Genomic DNA, 17345 nt, shown 5'->3' on the forward strand with positions numbered 1-17345 from the left:
CATATCTCCCTAATTGTAGGAAATTAATCCTGCCGGGAATGACCAGATACAAAATAAACGTCTCCATAAGGAATGATTTGAAACTTTTGTTTAACTTCGTGGTTAGTTCAATTAGAACATCACCGCAGATACCTCTATATTGGTTAAGTATGCTGGTTTTATCCATCTTTAATAGACTTTGATCAGCTATAAAGATACTGATAATCAGCTGCTTAACCATCTTTTTTATGTTAAACTATGTTATGTAAATCATTGAATTTTAATTAGTTAATTGAATATTTACCGAAGTATTGATAGAAATTATACAAAATAAAAAATACAATATCTTATATTTTTTCTTTAAGAATAAATATTACATTTCACATTCGGATTACGATGGATCATTTTTAATAACTGAAATGAACCAGTTAAGATAAAAGATAGTGTTATAGCTTTTGCGGATAGTAGCACTATCACCTATGTTTACGACGGTGTAGGGAATGAGTTAAGCGTAGCTTATTATATCAGTTCGGGTAGTATTACTACCAAGATGGATTATGTGGGTAACAGGTTTATAAGAACGGCAAGACACTATGATGCCGCCCTTGGAAGATGGTTTACGGTGGATCCGATGGTAGAGAAGTACTACAACATCTCTCCGTAATGTCTATGTCGCCAATAATCCGGTGAGATTTAGAGATCCCTACAGGGATGTTTTATCATGATTATTCTATAGACCAACAAGGACATTTGATTTTCTTTTATTTGAATATTTTTTTCTTTAAGAAATTGATCAAGCTGATAATCATCGATTTCTCATTTTTTGTCATGGTGACATATACTATAATGATAAATGAAATAGTGGTTATTCCAATGACAAATAGTAAACGGAGAAAGGATTCTTCCAGCCAATAAATGAATATAGCACCTGCAATCAACATGCCTATGGTAGGAATAATAGAAGGATAGAATACCTTATACATGAAATCAGAAAACTTAAGTCCGCATTTCAGTTTTGCAAAATAGACGCAAACGCCACCACTTATTATACCTCCTACCAAAATCCAGATAACATATAAGTAGTACGGTGGAAAACCAAGAGAGAAAAACAGATATGTTAAGACAATAGGCAATATATTCAGGAACGATTGCAGTGCAAAGTAAACTTTTATATCTCCTTGTACCTCCACGGCTCTGCCAACCATGAGCGTTAGTTGCTCGATTAACAAAAGAATTAATTGTAGTCTGACAAATAGTACAGCCCAATCGGGAACTTCCTCTAACCATATCTCTAGGATATATGGGGTCTCCAATAAAAAGGGTACGGCAAAAATAGCGAATAATAAATAACCGTATTTAGCAGATAGCAACGATGCATTCAGCATTTTATCTCTCTCTCCTGCACCCTCACTTTTTGCAATGGCAGGAGAAACTGCTTTTATCATCGTGTTGGAAAAGGCCATCAACTGACCGGATATCTGATTGGCAATACCTTGCGCTGCATTTAGAATGGCCCCAAAAAAATTATTTAACACAACACTCAGTCCGTATTGCGAAATCATCCTGCTGGCATTGTTCAACAGATTCCATCCGGCAAATCTGGTCATTTGTCTCATGAGAAATCTATCCCAATAGCGTTGTGGTGCAATGGTGCACTCTTCATAGTTTCGGTGACAGTATATGCACATAACCGCCATGATTAGCAGCGAAATTATCGCCATCAATATACCGTATACAATCAGTTTGTCCTGGAGGGCATACACTACGATAAAAGCTACAGCCAGCTTTAAAAAGGATTCTATGACACCTATAATGGCATAATAGAGCATATTCTCATGAGAGTTCAGTACGGCTTCATAGGGAACGGTCATCACAGTAAACATTGTGCTGACAACCATACTGCCATACACTACCTTGGCCGCAAATACCCTGTCGTCAGGAATATTTAAAATACCATTGAAGAAAAAGTAGCCTGCTATCAGTAGTATTATTCCAAGTATAATGGCAATAACTAAATGTAATACTACACTGATATTGAAAATAATTTTCTTTTTCTCCGGTTTACCTTCTCCTTCTGCAATGCTCATGAAGCGTTGGGTCGCACCAGCCATAGCCGCATTCAAAAATCCCAACATGGCAATAGCACCACCCACTACATTAAAAATACCGAAGTCAGAAGCTCCCAATGAACTGAGTAATAACCGTGTAGTATAGAGAGATACAAACATGGTTATCCCCATCTTGGCATACAAGAAACCGGTATTTTTTATGACCCTGCTGGCAGCATCCACCTTTTATTAATTAATATTTCACACTTTCCAGAAATACCTGAAAAAGAGATAGAAGGGAAATACGATATTTTTTATGTCTCTGTGATTAATATATATCTATCCAACTTTACAATTTCTTTTTGAATTGGATAGCATCCTCTCAAGAAGCTCATGGGTATCGGAGTTGCTTGATTGGCATCCGCCAAGGTTTGGCAATTGTTTTGGATTGGTTGTCCCACCAGGACTCGAACCTAGACTGGCTGAACCAAAATCAGATGTGCTACCATTACACCATGGGACAATCCTTATCTGCTTCGTGAAAAGCAGTGCAAAAGTAGTATAATATTTGGAACGTTCCAAATAATTCCGGCTATTTTTCGATGAATGGGTAATTACTTTATCGGTTTATAGAGAACGTTTTCTCTAAAATACCTTACCTTCAACGATTCACCTTTCAGAGAACCCGAACATTGGCACTATTCTGCAATCAACAGGAAGTAATTCTTTTTCCCCCGCTGGGCAAGAATATATCTGTCACCGATAAGGTGGGAGAGATCGATAGTTCCGTCGAATGATTCCAACTTCTCCTTATTGATCATCACACCTCCCGACTGTACGGTCTTGCGCATCTCACCTTTAGACGGAAATACAGCAGCTTCTTCGGTAAGAAGATCAACTGCTTTGATCCCTTGTGCCAGTTTCTCACGCGAAACAGTGAATTGCGGGACTCCTTCAAATACCTGTAAGAAGGTCTCTTCATCGATGGCACGGAGCGTCTGTGAAGTAGATCTACCGAACAGTATCTCCGAAGCATTGACAGCCATCTCGTAATCTTCGTGCGAATGTACCATTACTGTAATCTCTTCGGCCAACCGTTTTTGTAATGGACGAAGATGAGGGGTTGTTTGCTGTTCTGCCACCAATGCTTCTATTTCCTCTTTCTGGAGAGAAGTGAAGATCTTGATATATTTTTCTGCGTCGGCATCGCTTACATTAAGCCAGAACTGGTAGAATTTATAAGGTGAAGTATAGCGACGGTCGAGCCATACATTACCACTCTCGGTCTTGCCGAACTTACCTCCGTCGGCCTTGGTGATAAGCGGACATACCAATGCATAGGCCTCACCCCCCTCTACACGGCGGATCAACTCCGTGCCGGTAGTGATATTGCCCCACTGGTCCGAACCTCCCAATTGGAGGCGGCATCCCTTATCTCGGTAGAGATGGAGGAAGTCGTATCCTTGCAGCAGTTGATAAGAGAACTCGGTGAACGACATACCCTCGCTCGATTCTCCGCTCAGCCTCTTCTTGACAGAGTCTTTGGCCATCATATAATTGACGGTGATATGCTTACCGATATCACGGATGAAATTCAGAAAAGAATAGTCTTTCATCCAGTCGTAGTTATTCACCAGGATGGCTCTGTTCGGGATTTCACTTTCGAAGTCGAGGAATTTCGCCAGTTGTTTTTTTATGGCTTCCTGGTTATGGCGTAACGTTGCTTCGTCCAGCAGATTACGTTCGGCCGATTTCATCGATGGGTCGCCGATCATTCCCGTGGCACCGCCCACCAGTGCGATAGGAGTGTGACCTGCACGTTGAAAATGCTTCAGCATCATTACACCCACTAAGTGCCCGATATGTAACGAATCAGCTGTGGGGTCGATCCCCAGGTATCCTGCTGTCCGCTCTTTCAATAACTGTTCTTCCGTTCCGGGCATTATTTCGTGTATCATACCACGCCAACGGAGTTCTTCCACAAAATTCATCATTTGATTAAGTCTATATATATCGATTTTTTAAGTACGCAAAGGTACTATTTTTTATTCAACTTTATTGTTATTCGCTCATTGTGCTAGTGTTATTTGGCTACGCCGTTATTACCGAATAACTACTGAATAACTATCTCATAGAATCTTGTGTCTTGGCTCTTGGTTTTAAAAGTCTTTATTCTTAATTCTAATCTTTCCTGCACAGCAATAAGAAAAGAGCGAATACGTTCATAATTTCCAGACGTCCCAACAACATGTTGACTGAAAGTATGTATTTGGCCGCATTGGGTAGCTGACCGTAATTGCCGAGTGAACTCACATCTCCGAAACCGGGGCCTACGTTTCCGATGGTGGCGATGGAAGCCGACAAAGAAGTTGTTGCATCTATTCCCATGGTTGTAAGCAGGAGGGTTGTGGTCATCATCGTGATAAGATAAGCGATAATAAAGATCATAACCTGTAACTCAAGACGGTAGTCGATGATTTTCTTATCCATTTTCACGACATACATTCCTTCGGGATGAATGATCGATTTTAATTGCTTTTTTACAGATGCGAAGAAGAGATAGATCCGGTCGAATTTAATACCGCCGGCTGTAGAGCCAACCATCCCACACTGTATGGAATAATACAGAAGCAGGATAATAGAGAACAAGGGCCACTTCGCCGTATCTACAGTCGCAAGACCGGTAGTGCTGACCAATGAGATCACCTGAAAAGACGCATACCGAAGAGATTCCCCCAGTCCATATACTTTTTCCTGTGCCAGTTGAAAAGTTATCAGAATAATCCCGATGAATGTGACAACCATATACATGCGTGCGGGACGGGAAGTGAAAATATTTGTCTTCTGGTTTGTCATGGTGCCATAAACCAGACCGAAATGCATACTGCTGATCAACATAAAAAACATGACGACCAGCTCTATCCAGATATTGTCATAAGCGGCAATACTCAGGTTTTTCGTGGAAAAACCTGCTGTCGCAACCGTGGAAAATGAATGACAAATGGCATCGAAAAAAGTCATGCCGAGCAGTTTCAACAGGATTGTCTCCATTACGATTAACGTGAAATAGACTGTGGCTATCATACGGATGATATACCGGGAGCGGGCCCGAAAATTCATTTTGGACAGATCCGATACTTCCGAGCGATAAAAACTGGCTTGTACCCCTTTCTTTTCCGGTAGAATCAGCAGTACAAAAAGAATAATACCTACACCCCCGATAAATGTAGTGGAAGAACGCCAGAATAACAATCCTTTCGGAAGCGCCTCTACATCACTCAAAATGCTTGCCCCGGTTGTAGTATAGCCTGAGACGCTCTCGAAAAGCGCATTCGCCAGGCTAAATTCTCCTCCCCAGATATAATAGGGGATCATACCGACGATACAGGTAATGATCCAACCCATCACACTGATCGTCAATCCCTCGTGAAAAGATATCTCTTCTGTCTTTTCGACAAAAATTTGTGGGAAAGCTCCCAGCGCTGCTGTTAACAGGGCACTGAAAAGGAGTGCACTCACTGAGTCCTCATCATTGGCAAAGGAGATCATTGCCGAAATCGACAGGAATAACGCATTGAACAGTAGTATATAACCCAGATATTTGATAATTACTCTTGTTCGTATCATTGATCTAATTGCTTATATTGAGTTTTTAGTCCGCCGCAACCTGTATACTAACTGGTTGATTTCTTCTTCCAGTTCCTTAAATTCATCTTTGGATACTATTCCGGTGGACAATCGACCTTTCTCCGGATAGTATTCCTTTATACTGTTGATCAGTTGTCTGACGGGCCGGATAAAATAAGTACCAATAAAAAAGTAAAGCAATAGTGCGAAGATGATGGCAGCCGCGATAGAGACGATGGCAGGCATCATGGCCCGGCGCGATTGCTCTTTCACGATCCCTGCCTGCCGGTACATCTGATCTTGATTCAGTACCATCAGTCTGTTAATGGCCTCTTTTGTTTTGAGGAAAAGCGAATCAGTTCCGCTATAGTATATCAGTTTAGACTCTTCGGTATTATGTCCGCTTTCCAATATTGTCATTACGGAAGAATAGTATTGTTCATACTCATCCATAATTGCCCTTACGTACTGTGCCTCGTTGGTTTCGGTGATATTCTCTTCTATATCCACGATTGCTTTCCTGATTATTGAGTCGGAACCCAAAACGGTTTCAATTCCCGAATCTTTATTCCCTATCAGCCATAGCAATATACCACTATCTTCTCTTTCTACAGCATCGAGCATCTTCTTCGCTGATTCAATAGATTGGTAATTATTTTTCAACACCGTATCTACTGAGTTTCCTATTTTTCTGAAATCCAGAATAGACATAACGCCGGCAGCCATCAACATAAGAATCAGGAGGGAAAGGCTGAGCACAATCTTTATTTTGAGTGATTTTATCATCTTGATTTCATTTATAATGAGAGATAATTTACTGGTTGGCAAAGTTACGTGTTTTCAGATTTGTTTATTTTATTTGAATAGTTTTTTACATAAAAAAAGTGGAACGATGCACGATCCACTTTTTGTCACATAAACCTATAAAGGTATTTTAGGACTATTCTTTCAGCGCTTGGATTTTATCCGACAATTGACATAAATTCCTGGTTAGTGCGATACTTCGCGAATTCCAGATCGTTCAACGCCTTGGTAGCGATGCTTCTGTCACGGCTGATAGCAGTACGCAGATTGGATACCACGTCATTGAAATTGTTGGTTCTGGATGCGATCACGGCAAGCAGATAGGCTGTAACTGCATCGGGATTTTCCACAGCTTCCAGTGTCTGTTTTGCCTTATTATAGTCTCTTACTAACAGTTGTGCCAGGCCGGCGTTATTGCTTTTGCTTTGGCCGTAAGCACCTACTGCCTGGTTGTAATTACCCTGTAGCAGGTTGAGAAGGCCCATGGCTTCGTCGAGTCCGTCAGCACCGGCCGACCGTCCCAGCAGTTCGTTGGCTGTGTTCAGGTTATTGTCCATGATGGCAAACAGAGCCTTGTTCATATTCACTTCGGGCGCAGAAGGATTCACTTGTGCTGCACGGTCGAACGACTGTCTTGCTTTGGCATAATCTCCCCGTTTAAAGAACATGGTCCCGATATTGTTCCATCCCCTGTAATCATTGGAGAAATTAGCGGTAACATATTGATAAATGTTCTCTTTCACACTCTCGTCGTCGGTGAGTGTAGAAGCATACAGTAATTCTTCTACCGACAATTCTTTCGGATTTTGCTTCCAAGCCGTCATGATCTCGTCATCCGACTTGCCGATGATCTCGATATTGGCGATAATACGTGAACGGCGCAGTTGCGGCAGAATTGTGCCGGCAAGTTCTTCGAACACGTAGGAGATATTTTTGATTTCTCTTTCACGGGTTTCAGAATCGGGATACATCTCCAGTACACGCAGGATCAGTTCTTTGTCCTGCAGATTAGATCCGGAAACCAACTGACGGAATCCTTCCCAGTCTTGGGCTGTATAATGTGCATACACTTCGGTATCGATCTTTCTCTTATCCAACTCACTTTCCAGATATTTGGAGGTGTTCCGCTCACGTTCAGCGGCAAGCCTTTCGTTAAGGGAGAGACCTCCGTCGGGTGATGCATATGCCGATACCTCTACATTTACATTCTGACGGGGATCGTTGAACGCTTCTTCCACACGACGTTTCCATTCGGCCATATCGCGTTTGTTCAACTCGCTCTGGCGGAGGTTAGCCTGCTGGATCACGAACATGATATTGGCTTCCTGGGCGTCCTGAATGATACGCTGGAACCCGTCGGGAGCCACCGAGGGCGGGGTAGTTGCCACATCCGCCAGGGCAGAAGTGGCGATTACTCCGTCAGCCACCTTCAGGTCAGGCAGGTTGGAGCGTTTGTTTTTAATTCTTCCGTCGAACCGGAGATAGAGTTCCGACGATTGCATCTCAGGATTGTAGGGGAACGAGCTGTTCATTGAAAAGTTACCTCCCCTGTTTTGAGGAATGGTAATCCTGTTACCGGAGATATTTTCTCCCTGATAACTGTAGGGAGTACCGGCAATTTCACCGCTTGCATATTTCAAAATAGGGGTGATAGTCACCGTCGCATTCTTGTTGAACCATTTTTCGGGGAATATACCGTTGATGGTCACAGGAATTTGGTTACCCACTGTTTCAAGCGGGGAAGGCGTTACGTTGAAGTTGTTCTGCGTAAGCGGCTTTAATTTGCTGCTGCACGAAGTCGAGAAAATGGCGACTCCAACAATAAGCAGAAGGGATAAAATAGAAGATTTTCTTTTCATGTGTGAATTTATTAATTTGTTTGCATTGATCAATTTTCCAAGAGTTTGCAGAGGACAAAAATACCCAATTCTACGTAATTAAAAAAACAGGTTGATCTATATTTTTACTATTTTATCAATCTTTTATATTGGGTTTATACATATCTGCCGCAGTGATGCCACATTCATCCTTCATTTGTATACAATATTCCAATTTGCCGAAGTCTCCCTCCGTGTTATTGGTGCCGAAAGTGAATTTTAATCCCGTTTCTTTGGCCTTCATAATGAATGCCTTATTGGGAATTTTGTACCTGTGATTGATCTCCAGTACCTTTCCGGTAGCCACCATAGCATCGATCACCTTGTCCATACGCTCTCCTTTGGTATCGGTAAAGGTAAGTGAATCACCTGTACAGGAGATCATTCCCGCCAGGATCATTGAAAAAATGAATAAGATTTTGTTCATACAATTGTTTATTTTTCTCTCAGTGAAATTCCATATTCAAGATTCAAAATTTAAGATTTAACTACGCCGATTTTTAATTCAGAATTGTGAAATTATTAAATCATCAAATCTGCACTACTTCCCGAAAAAGCGGGACAAGTTATCGCGACTTGTAGGGATCATCACATCATCACATCAATCTCTCCACCTTATTTAAAAGGTAAATAATAATTCGAGGGTGAATTTATCGGAATCCATCTCATCATTTGGTGAAAAGATATCCATTTCATGATTCACCATATACCATTCATAATCGAGCCGGAGAATAGAAGAAAAACGCTCATTGTTAAATCCAAAACCGATTCCTGTTGTCAACCGGTTGACGTCGAAACCGCCTACTTCGGGTTGTCCGTCGATGGCATCCCATCGAACGGCTGGCCTGATAAATTCAAACATCTTTGTCCGGACAGGTATTGTATATGCACCTTGCAGATAATAAGAAAGTAAATCGGTATGAAACTCAGTTTTACTCTCTCTTTTCATGACTTCGGTCTCTACTTTCCAGTTGTTTTGCTCGTAACGTAGATCGGCACCGTAGAAAAGAAAATGAGTGGTTTCGTCATTAGGATAGTCATATATTTTTGCGGTCATGCGAAACCCCTGCATATTGCCCAATTCTATTCGTCCTCCATACGACATGTTCTTTTTCCAGACCGGATCATTGATTGTATTTCCGTTAAATACTCCAAATTCAAGCCTTGCTGGGATAACGCCAAGAAGGAAATCATATTTAGCCAAAAAACCCAGATCACGGGTACTTAAAAAATACTTCCCAAGGAAAGCGCGGTTGGCAAACATCATTGTGGCGGGAGTGACAATATAACTATTGAATAAAGGGATACTGGTCTGTCCCAATGTAAGAGAAAGGCCCTCGATAGGTTTCAGTGTTCCGCTCAGGTCGAGGACGCTGAATTTACCTTCGTTACTGAGCTCTACCTGTACCCTGTAGGCCGAGTAGGGATTGATATTTCCTGCTACACCGATACGGGAGTTACGGACAGAAAAACGGGACATGTTGGTCTTCGACGCATACTCGAATTTGTTTTTTAAGGTTCCGTCAACTTTAAAATTCGGATATGTAGGTGTCTCGGCTTCCTGGGCGGAAAGAAGAAAAGAAGAGAATATAAATAATATTGATAATATTATGGATAGCTTTCCATAAGATGAATCTGGTGTATTGGCACTGATTATGCCCCGATTTTTCTTTTGAAGACACATTTTTTTAATATTCAGACTTTTTTTCTCTGTTTGTAGTTGTTCCATTCTTTTTTTAGTATATCCGTTTTATTATGTATTACCGATAAAATTCCGCAAGATATTATTACGCCTCCAATTTATATTCATTAATAAAAAACTATTCGAAGCCGGCAGATTATTCGCTCCCAAGAGAACCACCGTCTTTTTTTACAAAAAACTGTTCGAAGCCTTCAGAATACTCTATACCGAATGATCCGTCGGATTTTTCATAAATGAAATAATAGTGTAACCCGGGTATTGTTCGGGCTGTTTCAACAGACCGCTTCATCCCCATAGCCATAAAAGCGGTAGCGTAGGCATCGGCAGTCATACAATCATCAGCAATTACAGTAGCTCCCAGAATATCCAGTTGAGAGGGATAGCCGGTAACCGGATCGATAGTGTGGGCATATTTTTTTCCATCTTTAATGTAATAATTCCGGTAATTACCTGAAGTGGCCAGTGATTTATTGCAAAGTGAAAGTACTGCTTGCAGGTCGTGTAACATACCGGTGACGTCGTCAATAGGTTTATCTATCCCGATACGCCAACATTCTCCCTTGTCATTAACCCCTTTTGCAGTGATCTCCCCGCCGATCTCCACCATATAATTCTCTATACCATAACTCTCAAGCAGTTCAGCAATTACATCACATGCATATCCTTTGGCTATGGCAGAAGTGTTTATCTGCACACGCGGGTCGGTTTTAATGATATTTCCCTCTGTATCGACAGATATTTTTTCATATCCTACAAACTCTTTCAGGCTATCAATGATTTCCGGAGTGACACTGTCCATATTCTGAAAACCAAACCCCCAGGCATTGATAAGCGGGGAGACAGTGATATCGAATTTTCCGTCTGTCGTGCGTGATATCTCTTCCGACCTCCGGAATACCTTCAGAAAGAAAGAGTCGAGCTCTACCGGCTCATTCCGATTTACTTTTGTGATAATAGAATTCTCCTTGAAAGGATTTAACGACATATCGAATTTATGAAGTTCTGCCAGTATTTCCTCCTCCAGTGAACGGTTATAAGCGTATTTAATATGATATCCGGTTGCGAAAATCTCTCCCTGATCCTGATAATAGATGTAATTTTGTTTGCTACCCGACGTACATGACAATGCGAGAATAAAAAACAATAACAGGTTATATTGATATTTTATTTTCATATATTTTTTAATTAAAAGTGAAAAATAAAAAACTAAAATTCTTCATCAATCCGGTAGTGGTTTCTTTCAGGTGCATTCCTTGATACCAGTTCGCCCAGGAATCCTGCGAGGAAGAGTAGGGTACCCAGAATCATCATGGTAAGGGAAATATAAAAGTAGGGCGATTCTGTGACCAGGCGGTATGGATTGCCGTGATACATATCATACAGTTTAATAGCACCCACAAGAACAATAGCGATCAATCCCAACAGGAACATCAGGCTTCCCCACAGACCGAAAAAATGCATTGGCTTTTTCCCGAACCGGCTCAGAAACCAAAGCGTCATCAGGTCGAGATAACCATTGACGAAACGGTTTGCACCGAATTTACTTTTTCCGTATTTCCTCGGACTGTGCCGGACCACTTTCTCGCCTATACGGGTAAATCCTGCATTCTTGGCTAATACGGGAATCCAGCGGTGCATGTCATTATAAACCTCGATACTCTTGGCCAGCGATTTACGATAGGCTTTCAATCCACAGTTGAAATCGTGGAGTTTAATGCCTGAAACCTTTCTGGCAGTAGCGTTGAAGAGTTTCGAAGGTAAGTTCTTTGTCAGTTTATCATCATATCTTTTCTTTTTCCAACCTGAAACCAGATCGTACCCCTCTTCCTGAATCATCCGGTAAAGCTCCGGTATCTCATCAGGGCTATCCTGAAGGTCGGCGTCCATAGTGATGATTACATCGCCTTGCGCTTTCTGGAAAGCACAATACAGGGCCGGCGATTTCCCGTAATTCCGACGGAATTTAATCGCCTTTACAGTATCATATCTGTTTTTTAGTTCTTTAATAATTTCCCATGACCCGTCGTTACTCCCATCATCCACGAAAATAATCTCATACGACAGTTTGTTTTCAAGCATGACATGCCGAATCCAATCATGCAGTTCGGTGAGCGACTCCTCCTCGTTGTAAAGCGGTATGACAACTGATATATCCATGTTTTTGTTTTATCACACAAATATACATGATTAAAGCGAGATTTTATATACAAGAAAGAGACTAAAGAGTATGAAAAGATAATTAGTGTATATTTGGTGGAAGCCATAAAGATTTTCGATTGAAAGGTTTAGGCCATTTTATCAGTAATGGTTGGAGAATTACACTGAAAATCCACAATAAAAGACTATTTTGTTAAAAATTATTTGTATTATTGCAACATGAAATATTTTTTCAGGTTGTTACTGCATCTTGTTTATGCATTTAATGTTTTAATATATAGAGGTTTATTGGTTTATGACTCAGGCGTGAATAATTCAATCTGAAATTTCTGCGATATAACAGTATTTATAAAAATCAACTTTCGAATGAGTAAAAAAAGAAAAATATTATGGTTCAGTAACGCCCAATTTTCCGATGAGAAAATTAAAACCACAGGTACGTGGTTAATCGCAATGGGAAATGCTATTACTGAAACTACAGACATAGAACTTTATAATGTAACCGGAGGAGATGTAAAATCCATTACTCAGAAAAATTCCGGTAACGTAACACAATGGATTATACCTTATGAAAAAAGGACAAAATACCATCAAGGATCAAAAGAGGTTATCTCTTTTATAAAAAAAATAAATGATGAAATAAACCCGGATTTAATACACCTTTGGGGTACTGAAAGTGGGATTGGCTTTGCAATAAAAGAGGCAAAGCTTGAAACGCCTTTACTTCTGGAAATACAGGGCTTGTTATTTACTATACCAAAAAATTATTACGGCGGATTATCCAATAACGATTTGTTAAAATGTACCGGTTTAAAAGAAATACTTCGACCTCAAAATCATCCCTATTTTATCCGTAAAGGATTCAAAAAAAGAGGTAAGCATGAACTTCGCATAATTCGTCAAATGGAAAATATATCAGTGCAATCAGATTGGGTTGATTCAATTATTCAATATATAAATCCCAAAGCCAATATTTTTCAGACGGGTATGATGTTAAGGAGTGAATTTTATGAAACACCAATTTGGGAGTATCCAAAAAATAGTCAGGTTATAAATCTCTTTACAACCTGCTCCGGAGCTATTCCTTATAAAGGTTTACATGTAATTTTCGAAGCGATTGCACTACTTAAAAATAAATATCCCAATATAAGGTTGAATATCGGTGGTAACATTCAAATTAATAAAAAATATGGATTTATCAGAGATGGTTATACCAGTTGGTTACTTAGAAAAGCAAATCAATTAGGCATCACAAACTTAATTACCTGGTTAGGAATGATGAACGCCGACGAAATGATAGCTGAAATGCATAAATCGTCCATGGTGGTGATTCCCTCTTTCATTGAATCATATTGTCTGTTTATGGCAGAGTCAATGATGGTAGGTGTGCCTACTGTTGCCTCGTTTGCAGGAGCTTTGCCTCAATTGGCTGAACATAATCAGTCCGCTCTCTATTTTCCAACAGGAGATCATTGGTCATGTGCACGACAAATAGAGAAAATTATCACTAATCAGGGACTGGCTAAAAAGTTGTCTGTCGAAGCCAGAAAGACAGCGTTGCAAAGAAATGACCAAGCAAAAGTTCTTCAAACCCAGTTGGAAATTTATAACAGAATAATCAATGCATTATGAAGAAATATTTTCCTTTGATATTTAAGTCATTAAGGTTTATTTTACGATATGTGACAAAGAAATTACATTACATTGCATGTCGAATAATCTTATATGGAAATGGTGTAGACTGCAAAAGAATAGTTACCTATGGAATTCCTTTTGTATCTGTTGCTCAAAAAGGTAAATGTGTCATTGGGGATAATTTTACTATGAATAATAATACACGGGGAAATCCTATAGGTAGAGTAAATAGATGTATACTTTTTGTGGACAATGGTGCTGAGTTAATTATCGGAAATAATGTAGGGATGAGTGCTACTGCTTTGGTTGCTCAAACAAGCATCCGCATAGGCGATAATGTGAAAATAGGAGGTGGAGTTTGTATTTACGATACTGATTTTCACTCATTAGATCCTGAAATGCGGAAAGACATTGCAAGAGATCGTATTAATACGAATAATAAACCGGTTGTAATTGGAGATAATGTGTTTATTGGTGCGCATTCAACCATATTGAAAGGGGTGACAGTGGGTAATAATTCTATTATCGGAGCATGCTCTGTTGTTACAAAAAGCATCCCGGAGAATGAAATATGGGGGGGTAACCCTGCTAAATTTATTAAGAAGATAACTGTAGAATAATAAGCATTTTTTTAAACCTGTACTAATGGATCATTTGAATATCAGAAGTATTACTTTGGCCGTGTACATATAGATACAAAAATAATCAATGCGTATTGATGATCACCTTACATATGAAGAAATTTTTCAATAACTCCAAAATATGAATAACTTAAAATTTAGACGTCAGTTTTTATTCGCACCTGTTGAGTGTGGGCAACTTGAAGGGTGGCAGATCGAAAAGGTAGATGATTATTTTATCTATGTTCATCCTGATTGTCAATTTGAAAAATCATCAGGATTTTATGATCTGTATTTAATCGGTTACATTTTAAATCCACATGCTCCTGGGGAAACATCAAAACAAATACTTGATAACCTTTCAAGGATGAAAGACATGAATGATTTTCCCGAAAAACTATATAGTTTGACCGGTCGATTCGTGTTAATCATCAAAACAGAAGACGACTTCATCTTCTTTAATGATGCTTGTGGTTTCAGGACGGTCTGCTATACCAAGGAGAATAATAATTTTTATGCTGCATCCCAGCCATTATTAATCAATGAAGTTATACCTCTGAAAAAAATAAAGGCATACGAAGAATATTTTAATTCGGAGTATGTTGCAAATGATATGGAGTATTATTTGCCGAGTGGCGTCACTTTATATGAAAATGTATATCATCTGGTTCCCAATCATTATCTCGAGGTGTCAGCGTCTGAACAAAAACGTTACTATCCATTCCGGGAATTAAAGAGAAGAGATTATGCCGAAGGAGTAATAGCGTTCTCCGCTCTATTAAAAAATACAATTTTGGCTGCACATAATAATCTGGATTTGAGTTTCGGTTTGACGGCGGGTTGGGATACCCGGATCATTTTAAGTGGATGTAAGGATATTGCTTCCGATGTTTCTTTTTATACGCTAATATACAGAAATATGGATGATAAGCATATGGATATAAAAATTCCCAGGTCCCTGTCCAGATTGCTACACCTTAATCATAAATTTTTAGATTGTGAAAAAGATATTACCCCCGAATTTGCCGAAATATATAAAGCCAATTCCGATATGGCTCATATTAACGATTGGGGTAAAATTGCTTATGGAATGTCAAAAACTTTTCCTCAGGAAAAAGTAGCGGTGAAAGGAAGTTGTTCCGAAGTCGGTCGATGTTCCTGGTACCCTGACGGAAAGCATAAAGTCCGTTTGACAGATGAAGATCTCTTACTATTAGAAAATGGTTGGGAAGATATTGCTTTTATAAGAGAGGCAATAAGAAAATGGTATGAATTAATAAAAAAGAACAGTTTTAATTACCCCTTGTTGGATTTATATTATTGGGAACATGCTATGGGGTCCTGGCAGGCTCAGAGCCAACTGGAGTGGGATATAGTGCAGGAGGTCTTCTCGCCGTTCAATTCAAGGGAAATGTTTGATATAATGTTTAGTATTGACCCCTTAAAAAGGAAATACGAAAACCCTGCCTTGTACGTTGATGCTGCGAAATACTTGTGGCCTGAAATCCTGAGTGAGCCGGTTAACCCTTATACTTTCAAACGGAGAGTACGATTATTTGTCCGTGGTGTCATGTCATCCACAGGTCTCCTGAATATATATCAGGTAGCGAAAAAAAGAAAAATTATGAATAAAAAGAGACATAGAAATAAAAGGTTGTAAATCGGTCTGTTTCTCACTTCGTTGTGAGGCATTATATGGAAAATGTGGAATTGTTTTTCGATGTAAAACAATGTAATGTTTTTTAAGTGTATAATAGTCAATATTCTGTTGTAAATGAGATCAGTTTTGTGAATTCTATACGTTTTTATTGGTTAACTTGTATTTAAATATTGATCACATATTTATAATTTGTGACAAATATTAAAATCACAGTAAGATACGATCCAAGATAGTCTTAAACTTGTTCGTATTGATGATTGCCTTTATATTAAGAAACTCTTTAATAACCCTAAAATATGAATAATTAAAGTATAGAAGGCAGTTTTTATTCATACCTGTAGGCAACTTGGGTGGCAGATCGAAAAAGTAGATAACCATTTTATCTATGTTCATCCGGATTGTCAATTTAAAAAATCATCCGGATTTTATGATCTGTATTTAGTCGGTTACATTTTAAATCCACATGCTCCTGGGGAAACATCAAAACAAATACTTGATGATCTTTCGAATCTGAAAGATATAAATGATTTTCCAAAAAAATTATATAGTTTGACCGGTCGATTCGTGTTAATCATCAAAACAGAAGATGACTTCATCTTCTTTAATGATGAAAAAGATATTACCCCCGAATTTGCCGAAATATATAAAGCCAATTCTGATATGGCTCATATTAACGATTGGGGTAAAATTACTTATGGAATGTTAAAAACTTTTCCTCAGGAAAAAGTAGCGGTGAAAGGAAGTTGTTCCGAAGTCGGTCGATGTTATTGGTATCCTGACGGAAAGCATAAAGCCCATTTGACGGAGGAAGACCTTTTATTAATGGAAAATGGTTGGTATGAATTAAAATTTATAAGAGAGGCAATAGGGAAATGGCATGAATCGATAAAAGAGAACAGTTTTAACTACCTCTTGATGGATTTGTATTATTGGGAACATCGAATGGGCAGTTGGCAGGCTCAGAGCCAGTTAGAGTAGGACATAGTGCAGGAGGTCTTCACGCCGTTCAATTCAAGAGAATTATTTGATCTGATGTTAAGTATTGATCCTTTAAAAAGAAAATGTGAGAAACCTTCTTTGTACACAGATACAATGAGATACTTATGGAATGAAGTTTTGAATGAACCGATTAACCCTTATACTTTCAAACGAAAAGTACGAATTTTAGTTTATGATATTATGTCAAACACAGGTCTTTTAAACATAGTGAATATGGTAAAAAAGAGAATAAGAAAA

At 39.2% G+C, this 17345-nt stretch carries 13 protein-coding genes, 1 tRNA gene and 1 pseudogene; 4 read left to right on the top strand and 11 right to left on the bottom strand.

What is annotated here, in order from left to right:
- The 11 genes and pseudogenes from F597_RS22745 to F597_RS0118640 form a co-directional block, all read right to left on the bottom strand.
- Nucleotides 1-220: pseudogene (locus tag F597_RS22745) on the bottom strand (hypothetical protein); the annotation flags it as partial.
- A gap of 520 nt (nucleotides 221-740) precedes the next feature.
- A complete protein-coding gene (locus F597_RS0118595; protein WP_019541261.1) occupies nucleotides 741-2270 on the bottom strand; it encodes an MATE family efflux transporter in 1530 nt (509 codons plus the stop codon).
- A 206-nt stretch (nucleotides 2271-2476) separates the two neighbouring features.
- Nucleotides 2477-2550, bottom strand: a tRNA-Gln gene (locus F597_RS0118600).
- 175 nt (nucleotides 2551-2725) lie between these two features.
- A complete protein-coding gene (gene tyrS, locus F597_RS0118605; protein ID WP_026327652.1) occupies nucleotides 2726-4018 on the bottom strand; it encodes a tyrosine--tRNA ligase in 1293 nt (430 codons plus the stop codon).
- 190 nt (nucleotides 4019-4208) lie between these two features.
- Nucleotides 4209-5654 (bottom strand): TrkH family potassium uptake protein, encoded by a 1446-nt coding sequence (locus F597_RS0118610; protein ID WP_019541263.1) that lies wholly within the window; start codon nucleotides 5652-5654, stop codon nucleotides 4209-4211.
- 12 nt (nucleotides 5655-5666) lie between these two features.
- Nucleotides 5667-6440 (bottom strand): MCP four helix bundle domain-containing protein, encoded by a 774-nt coding sequence (locus F597_RS0118615; RefSeq protein ID WP_019541264.1) that lies wholly within the window; start codon nucleotides 6438-6440, stop codon nucleotides 5667-5669.
- Between the two features lie 176 nt (nucleotides 6441-6616).
- The gene (locus F597_RS0118620; protein WP_019541265.1) at nucleotides 6617-8317 is read right to left on the bottom strand and encodes a tetratricopeptide repeat protein; all 1701 of its coding nucleotides are present in this window, start codon (nucleotides 8315-8317) and stop codon (nucleotides 6617-6619) included.
- 115 nt (nucleotides 8318-8432) lie between these two features.
- Nucleotides 8433-8762, bottom strand: a complete 330-nt coding sequence (locus F597_RS0118625; protein WP_019541266.1) for a hypothetical protein — start codon at nucleotides 8760-8762, stop codon at nucleotides 8433-8435.
- 192 nt (nucleotides 8763-8954) lie between these two features.
- The gene (locus tag F597_RS0118630; protein WP_019541267.1) at nucleotides 8955-10064 is read right to left on the bottom strand and encodes a hypothetical protein; all 1110 of its coding nucleotides are present in this window, start codon (nucleotides 10062-10064) and stop codon (nucleotides 8955-8957) included.
- 109 nt (nucleotides 10065-10173) lie between these two features.
- Nucleotides 10174-11211, bottom strand: a complete 1038-nt coding sequence (locus tag F597_RS0118635; protein ID WP_019541268.1) for an FAD:protein FMN transferase — start codon at nucleotides 11209-11211, stop codon at nucleotides 10174-10176.
- 32 nt (nucleotides 11212-11243) lie between these two features.
- Complete coding sequence (locus F597_RS0118640) at nucleotides 11244-12194, bottom strand: glycosyltransferase family 2 protein (protein WP_019541269.1); 951 nt, start codon at nucleotides 12192-12194, stop codon at nucleotides 11244-11246.
- A 366-nt stretch (nucleotides 12195-12560) separates the two neighbouring features.
- Here F597_RS0118640 and F597_RS0118645 point away from each other — a divergent pair, with 366 nt between their 5' ends.
- The 4 genes from F597_RS0118645 (at nucleotide 12561) to F597_RS0118665 (ending at nucleotide 17087) form a co-directional block, all read left to right on the top strand.
- Nucleotides 12561-13826, top strand: a complete 1266-nt coding sequence (locus F597_RS0118645; protein ID WP_019541270.1) for a glycosyltransferase family 4 protein — start codon at nucleotides 12561-12563, stop codon at nucleotides 13824-13826.
- Entirely contained in the window at nucleotides 13823-14449 is a 627-nt protein-coding gene (locus F597_RS0118650) for an acyltransferase (RefSeq protein WP_019541271.1), read from the top strand. Before F597_RS0118645 ends, F597_RS0118650 begins: the two co-directional genes overlap by 4 nt.
- A gap of 142 nt (nucleotides 14450-14591) precedes the next feature.
- Entirely contained in the window at nucleotides 14592-16109 is a 1518-nt protein-coding gene (locus F597_RS0118655) for a hypothetical protein (RefSeq protein WP_019541272.1), read from the top strand.
- Nucleotides 16110-16673: 564 nt separating this feature from the next.
- Entirely contained in the window at nucleotides 16674-17087 is a 414-nt protein-coding gene (locus F597_RS0118665) for a hypothetical protein (RefSeq protein WP_157279241.1), read from the top strand.
- The last annotated feature ends 258 nt before the right edge of the window (nucleotides 17088-17345 follow it).

The sequence above is a fragment of the Proteiniphilum acetatigenes DSM 18083 genome (genome assembly GCF_000380985.1).
GTDB classification, from domain to species: Bacteria; Bacteroidota; Bacteroidia; order Bacteroidales; family Dysgonomonadaceae; genus Proteiniphilum; species Proteiniphilum acetatigenes.

Coding starts and splice junctions, on each gene's coding strand:
- tyrS (WP_026327652.1), bottom strand. CDS start 4,018: ATGAATTTTGTGGAAGAACTCCGTTGGCGTGGTATGATACACGAAATA.
- F597_RS0118610 (WP_019541263.1), bottom strand. CDS start 5,654: ATGATACGAACAAGAGTAATTATCAAATATCTGGGTTATATACTACTG.
- F597_RS0118615 (WP_019541264.1), bottom strand. CDS start 6,440: ATGATAAAATCACTCAAAATAAAGATTGTGCTCAGCCTTTCCCTCCTG.
- F597_RS0118620 (WP_019541265.1), bottom strand. CDS start 8,317: ATGAAAAGAAAATCTTCTATTTTATCCCTTCTGCTTATTGTTGGAGTC.
- F597_RS0118625 (WP_019541266.1), bottom strand. CDS start 8,762: ATGAACAAAATCTTATTCATTTTTTCAATGATCCTGGCGGGAATGATC.
- F597_RS0118630 (WP_019541267.1), bottom strand. CDS start 10,064: ATGGAACAACTACAAACAGAGAAAAAAAGTCTGAATATTAAAAAAATG.
- F597_RS0118635 (WP_019541268.1), bottom strand. CDS start 11,211: ATGAAAATAAAATATCAATATAACCTGTTATTGTTTTTTATTCTCGCA.
- F597_RS0118640 (WP_019541269.1), bottom strand. CDS start 12,194: ATGGATATATCAGTTGTCATACCGCTTTACAACGAGGAGGAGTCGCTC.
- F597_RS0118645 (WP_019541270.1), top strand. CDS start 12,561: ATGAGTAAAAAAAGAAAAATATTATGGTTCAGTAACGCCCAATTTTCC.
- F597_RS0118650 (WP_019541271.1), top strand. CDS start 13,823: ATGAAGAAATATTTTCCTTTGATATTTAAGTCATTAAGGTTTATTTTA.
- F597_RS0118655 (WP_019541272.1), top strand. CDS start 14,592: ATGAATAACTTAAAATTTAGACGTCAGTTTTTATTCGCACCTGTTGAG.